The 12,347-nt window shown below is 29.1% G+C and carries 14 protein-coding genes; 6 read left to right on the forward strand and 8 right to left on the reverse strand.

Features of this window, described 5'->3' with window-relative positions; genetic code table 11:
* Positions 1–28: 28 nt before the first annotated feature.
* Complete coding sequence (gene mnmG / locus Q0733_RS04365) at positions 29–1,906, forward strand: tRNA uridine-5-carboxymethylaminomethyl(34) synthesis enzyme MnmG (RefSeq protein ID WP_298779417.1); 1,878 nt, start codon at positions 29–31, stop codon at positions 1,904–1,906.
* 100 nt (positions 1,907–2,006) lie between these two features.
* Positions 2,007–2,864 carry a class I SAM-dependent methyltransferase gene (locus tag Q0733_RS04370; protein WP_298779419.1) on the forward strand — a complete coding sequence of 286 codons (858 nt, stop codon included), beginning with the start codon at positions 2,007–2,009 and terminating at the stop codon, positions 2,862–2,864.
* Between the two features lie 144 nt (positions 2,865–3,008).
* On the opposite strand, the gene Q0733_RS04375 is transcribed toward Q0733_RS04370, so the two are convergent.
* The 6 genes from Q0733_RS04375 to panB all read right to left on the reverse strand — a co-directional run bounded on the left by Q0733_RS04375 (position 3,009) and on the right by panB (position 6,532).
* Positions 3,009–3,407, reverse strand: a complete 399-nt coding sequence (locus Q0733_RS04375) for a DoxX family membrane protein (protein WP_298779422.1) — start codon at positions 3,405–3,407, stop codon at positions 3,009–3,011.
* A gap of 5 nt (positions 3,408–3,412) precedes the next feature.
* Entirely contained in the window at positions 3,413–3,784 is a 372-nt protein-coding gene (locus Q0733_RS04380) for a hypothetical protein (protein WP_298779424.1), read from the reverse strand.
* A gap of 18 nt (positions 3,785–3,802) precedes the next feature.
* A complete protein-coding gene (locus Q0733_RS04385; protein WP_298779426.1) occupies positions 3,803–4,189 on the reverse strand; it encodes a VOC family protein in 387 nt (128 codons plus the stop codon).
* 2 nt (positions 4,190–4,191) lie between these two features.
* The gene (locus Q0733_RS04390) at positions 4,192–4,650 is read right to left on the reverse strand and encodes a DUF1801 domain-containing protein (RefSeq protein WP_298779428.1); all 459 of its coding nucleotides are present in this window, start codon (positions 4,648–4,650) and stop codon (positions 4,192–4,194) included.
* A gap of 102 nt (positions 4,651–4,752) precedes the next feature.
* Positions 4,753–5,691 (reverse strand): 2-hydroxyacid dehydrogenase, encoded by a 939-nt coding sequence (locus Q0733_RS04395; protein WP_298779431.1) that lies wholly within the window; start codon positions 5,689–5,691, stop codon positions 4,753–4,755.
* A 22-nt stretch (positions 5,692–5,713) separates the two neighbouring features.
* The gene (gene panB, locus Q0733_RS04400; RefSeq protein ID WP_298779434.1) at positions 5,714–6,532 is read right to left on the reverse strand and encodes a 3-methyl-2-oxobutanoate hydroxymethyltransferase; all 819 of its coding nucleotides are present in this window, start codon (positions 6,530–6,532) and stop codon (positions 5,714–5,716) included.
* Between the two features lie 137 nt (positions 6,533–6,669).
* Here panB and Q0733_RS04405 point away from each other — a divergent pair, with 137 nt between their 5' ends.
* The 3 genes from Q0733_RS04405 (at position 6,670) to Q0733_RS04415 (ending at position 8,761) form a co-directional block, all read left to right on the forward strand.
* On the forward strand, positions 6,670–7,149 hold the full coding sequence (locus tag Q0733_RS04405; RefSeq protein ID WP_298779437.1) for a nuclear transport factor 2 family protein: 480 nt from the start codon (positions 6,670–6,672) through the stop codon (positions 7,147–7,149).
* Between the two features lie 27 nt (positions 7,150–7,176).
* Positions 7,177–7,743, forward strand: a complete 567-nt coding sequence (locus Q0733_RS04410) for a sigma-70 family RNA polymerase sigma factor (protein WP_298779440.1) — start codon at positions 7,177–7,179, stop codon at positions 7,741–7,743.
* Positions 7,744–8,119: 376 nt separating this feature from the next.
* Positions 8,120–8,761 carry an O-methyltransferase gene (locus Q0733_RS04415; RefSeq protein ID WP_298779442.1) on the forward strand — a complete coding sequence of 214 codons (642 nt, stop codon included), beginning with the start codon at positions 8,120–8,122 and terminating at the stop codon, positions 8,759–8,761.
* A gap of 3 nt (positions 8,762–8,764) precedes the next feature.
* On the opposite strand, the gene Q0733_RS04420 is transcribed toward Q0733_RS04415, so the two are convergent.
* Positions 8,765–9,046, reverse strand: a complete 282-nt coding sequence (locus Q0733_RS04420) for a twin-arginine translocase TatA/TatE family subunit (protein ID WP_298779444.1) — start codon at positions 9,044–9,046, stop codon at positions 8,765–8,767.
* A 47-nt stretch (positions 9,047–9,093) separates the two neighbouring features.
* Positions 9,094–11,703, reverse strand: a complete 2,610-nt coding sequence (gene mutS / locus Q0733_RS04425; RefSeq protein WP_298779447.1) for a DNA mismatch repair protein MutS — start codon at positions 11,701–11,703, stop codon at positions 9,094–9,096.
* Between the two features lie 87 nt (positions 11,704–11,790).
* On the opposite strand from mutS, the gene Q0733_RS04430 reads away from it, so the two are divergent.
* Complete coding sequence (locus Q0733_RS04430) at positions 11,791–12,318, forward strand: RNA methyltransferase (protein WP_298779449.1); 528 nt, start codon at positions 11,791–11,793, stop codon at positions 12,316–12,318.
* Positions 12,319–12,347 lie beyond the last annotated feature (29 nt).

Genomic DNA, 12,347 nt, shown 5'->3' on the forward strand with positions numbered 1-12,347 from the left:
AAAATAAGTTTCACGTGAAACATTAATTATGAGTTTATTTTCAACAACATTTGATGTAATTGTAGTAGGTGGTGGTCATGCTGGAAGTGAAGCCGCTGCTGCTGCTGCAAATATGGGTGCTCACACCTTATTAATTACAATGAATTTACAAAACATTGCACAAATGAGTTGTAATCCTGCTATGGGTGGTATTGCAAAAGGTCAAATTGTAAGAGAAATAGATGCTCTAGGCGGCTACAGTGCAATTGTTACAGATAAGACCGCTATTCAGTTTAAAATGCTAAATAAGTCTAAAGGGCCTGCTATGTGGAGTCCCAGAGCGCAATCTGATAGAATGCAATTTGCAGAATGCTGGAGAACCATGTTAGAGCAAACAGAAAATTTAGATTTTTATCAAGATTCTGTAAACGGATTATTGTTTGATGACAATAAAATTGTAGGTATAAAAACTGCTTTAGGTTTAGAAATAAAAGCAAAAACTGTTGTTATAACTGCGGGTACATTTTTAAATGGATTGATTCATATTGGAGAAAAAACATTTGGTGGTGGTAGAGCAGGAGAAGGCGCTTCCACAGGAATTACTGAAGATTTAGTAGCCAAAGGTTTTGAATCTGGAAGAATGAAAACAGGAACTCCTCCAAGAGTTGATGGAAGGTCTTTAGATTATTCTAAAATGACTGAGCAACCTGGTGATGAGATTACAGAAAAATTTTCTTATTTACCAGTTACAGAAGCATTACAAAAACAACGTTCTTGTTGGTTAACTTATACTAATTTAAAAGTACATGAATTTTTAAAAGAAGGGTTTGATAGATCGCCAATGTTTAATGGTAGAATTAAATCTACTGGGCCAAGATATTGTCCTTCTGTAGAAGATAAAATAAATAGGTTTGCAACTAAAGATCGTCATCAAATTTTTGTTGAACCAGAAGGATGGACTACTTGTGAAATGTATGTAAATGGTTTTTCAACTTCATTGCCTGAAGATATTCAAGACAAAGCTATAAGAGCAATTGAAGGTTTTGAAAACGTTAAGTTTTTAAGGTATGGTTATGCTATAGAATACGATTATTTTCCGCCAACACAATTAACACATTCTTTAGAAACGAAACTTATAGAAAATTTGTTTTTTGCTGGTCAGATTAATGGGACAACTGGTTATGAAGAAGCAGCAGCTCAAGGACTAATGGCTGGCGTTAATGCTGCTTTAAAAGTACAAGAAAAGGAACCGTTTATTTTAAAAAGAGATGAAGCTTATATTGCAGTTTTAATTGATGATTTAATTACTAAAGGTACAGAAGAACCTTATAGAATGTTTACATCAAGAGCAGAATATAGAACTTTATTAAGACAAGATAATGCTGATTTAAGATTAACTCCTAAAGCTTTTGAATTAGGTTTAGCTTCAAAAGAAAGGTTAGATAGAGTTTTAGAAAAGCAACGAAAAACAGATTTGTTAATCAAGTTTTTAAACGAAACTAGTGTTAAGCAAGAAGAAATAAATCCAATTTTGGAAGCTAAGAATTTAGCTTTAATTAATCAATCTATGAAGTTATTTAAGATTGCTGCAAGGCCTCAATTAGATTTTTCTGACTTTAAGAACATTAAGAAATTGAGTGATTTTTTAGCGTCTAATAATATTGATAAAGAAATTATCGAACAAGCTGAAATTCATTTAAAATATTCAGGTTATATTAATAAAGAAAAGAATAATGCTGATAAGTTGCATAGGCTAGAGAATGTAAAAATACCTGCTTCATTTAATTATCAAAAATTACAATCTTTGTCTTTTGAAGCAAGAGAGAAACTAAGTAAAATTCAACCAACTTCAATTTCTCAAGCAAGTAGAATAAGTGGAGTTTCGCCAAGTGATATTTCAGTTTTATTAGTTTATATGGGTAGATAAATTAATTGTGTTCCTCGTGGAACATGTTTGTTTTTGATATACAATTAGGTTTTTAAAATACATTTGTTCCACGAGGAACATCTATAAAAATTAGTAAGAATTGACTTCAGAAAAAGGGAAAAACAACAACTTAGAAGATTATTTAAAATGTAAAGATTTTACAGTTTCAAATGAATCTTTTGACTTACTTTTAAATAAAGAATTAGATCTTTTAGTTACGCAGCCAGTTCCTAAAAATTTGAGTTCTTATTATGAAAGTGAAAATTATATTTCTCATACAGATGGAAAAAAATCAATCTTTGAAAAAGTATATCAACTTGTAAAAAATTATACTTTAAAAAGAAAATTAAAACTCATTAATTCTTTTCAGTTTTCTACCAAAACAATTTTAGATGTTGGAGCAGGAACGGGTGATTTTTTAAAAGTTTGTAAAAACAACTCTTGGCATGTTTTTGGAACTGAGCCAAATTCTTCTGCAAGAGAATTGGCATTAAAAAAAGGCATCAATTTAAAAGAAGACTTATCAGATTTTAAGAATAAAAAGTTTGATGTTATTTCTCTTTGGCATGTGTTAGAACATGTAGAAAATTTATCAGAATATATTTCTAATTTAAAAGACCTTTTATCAGATGACGGAAGATTGATAATTGCGGTTCCTAATTATAAATCTTATGATGCAAATTATTACAAAGAGTTTTGGGCGGCTTTTGATGTGCCAAGACATTTGTGGCATTTTTCTCAAACATCAATTCATAAATTGTTTGAAGCAGAAAATATGATTGTAGAAAAAACGCTTCCAATGAAATTTGATGCATATTATGTTTCTCTTTTAAGTGAAAAATATAAATCAAAAAAAATGAAACCTCTGAGTGCGTTTTATAGAGGTTTTATTTCAAATTGGAAGGCTCAAAGTACATCTGAGTATTCTTCTTTGATATATATACTTAAAAAGTACTAAAAACTTATTTTAAAAAGGATAGATTAAAATTCTTTACACAAACAATAGAAATGCCTTAACAAAAAAAGAAAAGCTCTTAAAACTTACGTTTTAAGAGCTTTTGTAATAGTATTTTTTTATTGTAAATATAAATTTAAATAGATTTTAACTATTTAGTAAATAAACACCTAAAAGTGTAATAATAAAATAGACGGCTAAAGACATCGCTCCTGCATAATCTTTTGCAAGACGTTGTCCAATCAACAAGAAAATTAAAGTAACGGCACAAAGCTCCGTACCCAATAATGCAATTTCTTTTGTGCCTGAAGTATATAATTGATAAACTCCGAACAGCATTAAAAACCCTGCAATTATTTCTATAAATAAAATAATGCTTAATAATAAAGGAACACTATTTTTTAAAGGAGAATTTTTAAAATGATCTTTTATAAAAGAAAGGTTGCCTTTCCAGTCTAATAATTTATCTATCCCAGATTGTAAAAAAGTAACAATTAAAAATAGAAGGATTAAAACTTCTGTTGGATATTCAGATAATAATTTCATAGTTTTTATTTATTAAAAAGACGTTGAAAAAAGTTTTTAGATTTTTCAGTTACTTCTTTGATGTCTTCTTTAGCTTCTTCTGCAAAATCTACCAAATGCTCTGCAGCTTCACCTGCCAATTCACTTGCGTTTTCTTTAAGGTCATTAAAAGTTTCTTTAGCTTCTTCAGCAAATTCAGCCGCTTTTTCCTTGGCTATTTCTGTGTATTCTTCAGTTTTTTGTTTTACTTTTTCTATGTTTTCTTCAGATAAAGTTTCACTTATTTTATCTTTTGCAATATCTAAGGCTTCTTTTGCATCGCCAACAAATTCATTAGCTTTTTCTTTTACATTTTCTACAATGTCTTTTTTTTCTTTATTCGTGTTTTCTTCTGCCATAATTAATTGATTTTAAGTTTATAAAAAAGCTTTGTCTATAGGTTCCCAAAGCTCTATTTTGTTGCCTTCATTGTCTAAAATCCAGCCAAATTTTCCGTATTCAAATTCTTGTATTTCACCAACAATAGTAACACCCTCTTTTTTTAATTCTGCTAAAAGTTCAACCAAATTTTCAACTCTGTAATTAAACATAAAGTCTTTTTTTGAGGGTTGAAAGTAATCTGTTTTTTCTTCAAAAGGGCTCCATTGTGTAGAGCATTTATTTCCGTTTTTATCTTTCCACCAAAAAGTACATCCCCAATCATCAGTATTAAAACCTAAATGAGTTTTGTACCAATCTTTTGTTGCCTTTACATTATTAGATTTAAAAAACAAACCACCAATTCCTGTAACTCTATTTTTCATTATTAGTTCTTTTTTATTGTAGATTCATAAGTTTTAATCCATTCGTTAACAGATAATTTAGTGCATAATTCACCAATTAAATTATAAGGAATTTCGTCTACTTTTTTAAAACGTATGCAACTTTTTCCCATATCTAATTTTCTTTTGCAGTGCTTTGGATATTCGGTTATAAACCATTTTTGAAGCTCTGGTTTTGCGTAAATTCCTAAATGATAAAGGTTTATAGAGCTTTTTTGTGATGCAAAACTCATAAAAGGTAAAGGCTCTTTAGGATTACAATGATATCCATCAGGATAAACAGAATGTGGTACAAAATAACTAATAAAGCCATACTGCATACCTTCTTTAAAGCCTTTTGGTAAATTATCTTTAATTGTTTTTCTTAATTTATTTAAAGCTTCTTTACGTTCCTGAGGAACTTGATTAATATAGTCTTCTGGTGAATTTGCTTCGTATTTCATCTTTAAGTTTTAGATGTCATTTTGACTCAGAATTAAGAAATAATCTGTTCATAAATAAAAAGATTGCTTCATAAGATTTGTAATGACAAATTATTTATAAAGTTAACAAAATTTTGCTTTAATTTTATCTACAATTGTTTGTGCTAATTTTTCTTTGCTTTCAACTGTCCAACCAGCAACATGAGGCGAGAGAATTACTTGGTTAGATTTGATTAAATATTGAAATGCATCTGGCATTTTACTATCAGAAAATAAATTTTCGAAAGATGATTTTTCATATTCTAAAACATCTAAACCAGCTCCTAAAATTTTACCAGATTTTAATCCATCAACCAAATCATTTGTGATAACCGAAGATCCGCGTGCTGTGTTTATGAGCCAAAAATTATTTTTAAAATTATTGATAAAATGGGCATTTATCATATTTTTTGTTAGCTTGGTTTGTGGTGTGTGTAAACTTAAAACGTCTGTTTTTTCTTGTAATTCTTTTAAAGAAACTTGCTTACAATTTTTATCACCAACATTTGGTTTTATGTCATAACAAAGAACATCAACATCAAAACCACGTAGTTTTTTTGCGAATGATTTTCCCATATTCCCATAGCCAATTAAGCCAACAGTTTTTCCATCTAACTCAATTCCTCGGTTTTCTTCTCGCAACCATTTGCCATCTCTAACTTCTTTATCAGCTTTATTAAGCTTGTTAAACATTGATAATAGCATTGCTAAAGAATGCTCGCCAACAGCGTTTCTATTGCCTTCTGGTGCAGCAATTAGTGCTATATTTTTTGATGCTGCATACTCACAATCAATATTTTCTAATCCAGCCCCAACTCTTCCGATAAATTTTAGGTTTGTAGCTTTATCAATAAACCTTTTATCAATAGAAAAACGACTTCTAATGATAAAACCATCATATAAATGAATCTTATTTTCAATTTCTGATTTTGAAGATGTATAATCTTCATCATTTATAAAACCTAAATCAGTAAGTTGATTTAATAATAATGGATGATTTGTGTCTAGATGTAAAACTCTCATTATAATTTTTTATAAATCAGAATTAATATTGCTCTTTATCACTTGGGAAATCTTTATTTTTTACGTCAGTTACATATTTTTGAAAAGCAGATGTCATATCTGCATACAAATCTAAATATCTTCGTAAAAAACGTGGGTTAAATTCATGTGTCATTCCAATCATATCATGAGTAACTAAAACTTGCCCATCAACACCATTACCTGCACCGATTCCAATTACCGGTATAGTTAAAGCATCTGCAACTTCTTTTGCTAACTTTGCGGGTACTTTTTCTAAAACAATTGCAAAACAGCCAATTCTTTCTAACATTAAAGCGTCATCCATTAATTTTTCTGCTTCTTCTTCTTCTTTTGCTCTAACTGTATAAGTACCAAACTTATAGATAGATTGTGGTGTTAATCCTAAATGACCCATTACAGGAATTCCTGCATTTAAAATACGTTTTATAGATTCTTTTACCTCTCTACCACCTTCTAATTTTATTGAATGCCCACCACTCTCTTTCATAATTCTAATAGCAGAACGTAAAGCTTCTTTTGGATCAGATTGATAGCTTCCAAAAGGTAAATCTACTACAACTAAACAGCGCTCAATTGCTCTAACAACAGAACTTGCATGATAAATCATTTGATCTAAAGTAATTGGTAAGGTGGTTTCGTGCCCAGCCATAACATTAGAAGCAGAATCACCTACCAAAAGCACATCTAAACCTGCGCTATCTAATATTTTAGCCATGGTATAATCGTAAGCAGTTAACATGGATATTTTTTCTCCATTTGCTTTCATTTCTACCAAAGATTTTACGGTAATTCTCTTATACTGTTTTTTTGCTACAGACATATTTATGATTTTTATAATGTGGTAAATGTAATAAATATCAACAGATTTTTAACTAGTTAATATTTCGTTAATCTTAATTGATAAAAAACAATCATCCAAAAAAATAATTAATTTTAGATTTTTAAAATCAATTTAATATGCCAAGAATTATTACCTTTTTAATTGCTTTAATACTTTCAATTACAATAACAGCTCAAGAAAAATCAGAAGAAAAAGAAATTAAAAAAGTAATTGAAACTTTTTTTGAAGGTTTGCATAAAGGCGATAGCACAATTGTGAAAAAAACGCTTCATAAAAACATTAAAATTCAAACAACATTTACTAATAAAGAAGGAAAAAAAGTTTTAAAAACAGAAACTAGAAATAAATTGTTAACTGGTATTGCTAACAAAAAAATAGAAGATATTTATTTAGAAAAATTATTGTCATTTGACATTAAAGTTGATGGAAATTTAGCTTCTGTTTGGACACCTTATGAGTTTTATTTTAATGGAAATTTTAGTCATTGTGGCGCTAACTCTTTTCAACTTTTTAATAATAACGGAAAATGGGAAATTATCTTTTTGGTTGATATGAGAAGAAGAGCAAACTGTAAAGCTTTACAAGAAAAAAAATAGCATTATATTTGATTTTTATATAAGCAGATGTCTCAAGAAAAAATCACTTTAAACGCCAATAAATGGATAGATAATTATGCAGATTACCTGTTTAATTATGCTATTACGCGTGTAAATGATAGTGATTTAGCCAAAGATTTAGTGCAAGAAACTTTTTTTGCAGGATTAAAATCAGCAAAAAATTTTCAAGGAAAATCTACTGAAAGAACTTGGTTGGTATCTATTTTAAAAAGAAAAGTAATTGACCATTATAGAAAAATAAATTCTAAAAAAGGACAGGCAGAAGTTAGAATGAATTTTTATGATGATGGTGAGAATGAAGGAAGCTGGATTGAAGAACGTGTACCGCAAAGTTGGAATAACGAATCTGAAAAAGTTATAGAAAACAGAGAGTTAAAAACTCAATTAGACGTTTGTATTGATAATTTACCAGAAAAATATGCCATGGTTTTTAAAATGAAAACCATTCAAGAATTTGAAACTGAAGAAATTTGTAAGGAGTTAGACATCACAGCGTCAAACCTATGGGTTATTATCCATAGAGCAAGAACTCAGTTAAGAAAATGTATGGAAGATAACTGGTTTAATAATTAAAAGATGTTTAAAAAGTTTATTATAAATTGCGATGAAGCAACCACAATTTGCGATAAAAGCCAGTATAAAGAAGCTTCTTTTTCTGAACTCGTAAAATTAAATTGGCACATTCTTACATGTAAAATTTGTAATCTTTATTCTAAACAGAATAGAAAAATGACAAGCTTGTTTAAAATGAAGTCATTAGATTGCAAAAACCAAACAAACTGTATGTCCAAAGAAGATAAAGAGATCTTAAAAAAACAAATAGAAGAATTAAAATTATAGTAATTTTTTTCGGTTTTTTTAAAACCGTATTTTTGATTTTTTGTTAGATTGAAACGGAATTTATAGAAATATAAATTCCGTTTTTTGTATTTTTGAAGAAACATAGATCATGCATTTTTTACCAGAAAACTTAGACAATTACGTTGTATATCATTCGCAACAAGAACCCAAAATTTTACAAGAATTAAGTAAAGAAACTTGGCAAAAGGTATTAAATCCTAGAATGTTAAGTGGTGCTTTTCAAGGTAGAGTTTTATCTATGATTTCAAAATTAATAAAACCCACAACTGTTTTAGAAATAGGTACTTACACGGGTTATTCTGCTTTGTGTTTAGCGGAAGGAATTTCATCCAAAGGAAAAATAATTACACTTGATAAAAATGAAGAATTAGAAACGTTACAAAACAAGTATTTTGAAAAATCTGGGTACAGAAATCAAATACAACAACTTGTTGGAAATGCTATTGAAATTATACCAACTCTTGATGAAAAATTCGATTTGGTTTTTATTGATGCTGATAAAAGTAATTACGTAAATTATTTTAATTTAATTATCAAAAAAATGAATCCTGGAGGTGTTATTTTATCAGATAATGTACTTTGGAGCGGAAAAGTTGTAGAAAAATTAGATCCAAAAGATAAAGATACTAAAGTTTTATTGGAATATAATAAGCTATTAAATTCTGATAAAAGAGTGGAAACTGTTTTATTGCCAATAAGAGATGGGCTAACAATTAGTAGAGTAAAATAGAAACTATAAACTTCTTTTTATAGGTCCTGTAAAACTATCAATATCGTCTTTAACCTCGTTAATTCCTTTTTTGATGTCTTCAGCAATACTAGTATCTATTCCATGATTAGTAGCGCTATCATTAATTTCTTTTTTAATATCGTTTGTAGCGTCTTTTACTTGACGAATTCCTTTTCCTAAACCTCTTGCAATTTCAGGAATTTTATCTGCACCAAAAACCATTACTACAATAAGTAGAATTATAAAAACCTCTGGAGCACCAATAAATAAAAAAGTAGTTGCCATTTAATTACAAAGGTAAAAATTAATAACGATATAAAGTTCTCTATACATTACTTTTTGATTAACATCCTTTTAATTTCATTTAGCTTCATTAAAGCTTCAATTGGGGTTAAAGTGTCAATATTTGTGGCTAAAATTTCTTCTCTAATATTTTCTAGTAAAGGATCATCTAATTGAAAAAAGCTGAGTTGCATTTCTTCATGTTGTTCTTGTTTTAACACCTCTTTAACCTCACTATTTTTATTGCTTTTTTCTAGTTTTGCTAATATTTTATTAGCTCTATGTATTACCATATTTGGCATTCCGGCTAGTTTTGCTACATGAATACCAAAACTGTGGTTAGAGCCACCTGAAACCAGTTTACGTAAGAAAATAATATTGTTTTCTAATTCTTTTACAGATACATTAAAGTTTTTAATGCGCTCAAAAGTAGTGGTCATTTCATTTAACTCGTGATAATGGGTTGCAAATAACGTTTTTGCTTTTGTTGGATGTTCATGTAAGAATTCAGAAATTGCCCAAGCAATAGAAATTCCGTCATAAGTAGAAGTTCCACGACCTATTTCATCTAATAAAATTAAACTACGCTCAGAAACGTTATTTAAAATAGATGCAGTTTCATTCATTTCTACCATAAAAGTAGATTCGCCCATAGAAATATTATCACTTGCACCAACTCTTGTAAAAATTTTATCTACAATACCAATTCTAGCATTTTGAGCAGGAACATAACACCCCATTTGAGCCAGTAAAACAATTAAAGCAGTTTGTCTTAAAATAGCGGATTTACCAGACATATTTGGACCGGTAATCATAATTATTTGTTGTTGATTTCTATTTAAAACAACATCGTTTGCAATATAATTTTGATCTATTGGTAATTGTTTTTCAATAACAGGATGTCTACCATTTTTTATTTCTAAATCTGTACTTTCATCCATTTGCGGACGCACATAATTATTATCAACAGCTAAAACCGAAAAAGACAATAAACAGTCAATTTTTGCAATAATTTGTGCATTTTCTTGTATTTTTTGTACAAATTGAATGATATATTGTAATAATTTGCTAAAAACCTCTTGTTCAATTTTAGCTATTTTTTCTTCAGCACCCAAAATTTTGGTTTCGTATTCTTTTAGTTCTTCAGTAATATAACGTTCTGCAGAAACCAAGGTTTGTTTACGAATCCATTCTTCTGGCACTTTGTCTTTATGGGTATTTCTAACTTCAATATAATATCCAAATACGTTATTAAAGGCAATTTTTAAACTAGAGATTCCTGTACGTTCGGTTTCACGTTTTAGCATGTTATCTAAATACTCTTTTCCAGAGTTAGAAATGGCGCGTAAATCGTCTAATTCTTGATGCACATTATTTGCAATTGCATTTCCTTTATTGATGTTTACAGGCGCATCATCAAACAAGGTATCAGAAATTTTATCAATCAAAACATCACAAGTATGTAGTTGATTTCCAAGTTCTTTTACAGCTTTGTTTTTGCTGTTTTTTGCAGATGTTTTTATAGGTAAAATCGCTTTTAAAGAATCTTTCAACAATACAATTTCTCTAGGTGACGCTTTGCCTGTTGCAACTTTAGAAATGAGTCTTTCTATGTCAGAAATTTGTTTTAATTGATAGGTTACAGTCTGAGAAAAATCATCAGAATCTATAAAAAATTTAACGAATTCATGACGATTTTTAATCTCGCAAATATTTTTCAAAGGCAACGCCAACCAACGTTTTAACAACCTACCCCCCATTGGAGAAATGGTTTTGTCAATAACATCTAAAAGTGTAACGGCATTTACAGAATTTGGGTTATAAAGTTCTAAATTTCTTACCGTAAACCTATCCATCCAAACATAATTGTCTTCAGCAATTCTGCCAATAGTTTGTATATGTTTTAGTTGGTTATGTTGGGTTTCTGATAAATAATATAAGACAGCTCCAGCAGCAATTATTCCATGCTTTATTTCGTGAATTCCAAAACCTTTTAAGCTTTTTACTTCAAAATGATTTTGTAAAGTTTCATTTGCATATTCTTTTTGAAATACCCAATCATCTAAATAAAAAGTATAGTATCTATTTTCAAAAAGTTCTAAAAATTGTTGTTTGTTTTGTTTTTGAACTAAAACCTCACTTGGGCTAAAGTTTTGTAACAATTTATCAATGTATTCTACATTTCCTTGCGCTACTAAATACTCACCAGTAGAAACATCTAAAAAAGAAATTCCGAGCTGTTTTTTATCAAAATGAACGGCTGCTAAAAAGTTATTGGTTTTGCTTTGTAAAACTTCGTCATTTAAAGATACTCCTGGTGTAACCAATTCTGTAACCCCACGTTTTACAATGGTTTTGGTCATTTTTGGATCTTCTAATTGATCGCAAATAGCAACACGCATTCCTGCTTTTACTAATTTTGGTAAATACGTATTTAAAGAATGATGAGGAAAACCAGCTAAAGCAGTTTCAGAATCTGAACCGGCTCCACGTTTTGTCAAAGTAATTCCTAAAATTCCAGCTGCTTTTTTAGCGTCTTCACCAAAAGTTTCATAGAAATCCCCAACCCTAAAAAGCAACATTGCATCAGGATATTTTTTCTTGATAGCATTGTATTGTTTCATTAAAGGAGTTACCTTTTTTGGTTTGGATTTTGCCAAATTTTTTGGAAATTTAGATTAGTTTTGCGAAGATAAAAATAGTAAGCAGTATTTAGTAGCAGTTTATAATGAACTTATTCACAAAGTATGAGAAAATTAAAGAATAAAGAATTAGGCAGAATTACAGTTGATGAGTTTAAAGCTGTTAAAAAAACACCTTTAATTGTAGTTTTAGATAACATAAGAAGTTTAAATAATATTGGTTCTGTGTTTAGAACTTCTGATGCTTTTTTGATTGAAAAAATCTATTTATGTGGTATTTGTGCAACTCCGCCAAATAAAGATATTCATAAAACAGCATTGGGTGCAACAGAATCTGTTGATTGGGAATATGTAGAAGATACACTTACTCTTATTAAAGAATTAAAAGAGTCAAATATTAAAGTTCTTGCTATAGAACAAGCAGAAAATAGTTCAAAATTAGATGCGTTTTATCCTGAGAAAAATCAGAAATATGCAATTGTAATGGGTAATGAAGTAAAAGGTGTGCAACAAGATGTTGTAAATGCTTCTGATTTGTGTATAGAAATTCCGCAACTAGGTACTAAACATTCATTAAATATTTCAGTTACTACGGGTATTGTAATTTGGGATTTTTTTAAAAAATTAACCTAATTTTTTTAAAATATATTATAAATATTTAG

Origin of the sequence: uncultured Polaribacter sp., assembly GCF_947500975.1 — a bacterium.
Taxonomy (GTDB): domain Bacteria; phylum Bacteroidota; class Bacteroidia; order Flavobacteriales; family Flavobacteriaceae; genus Polaribacter.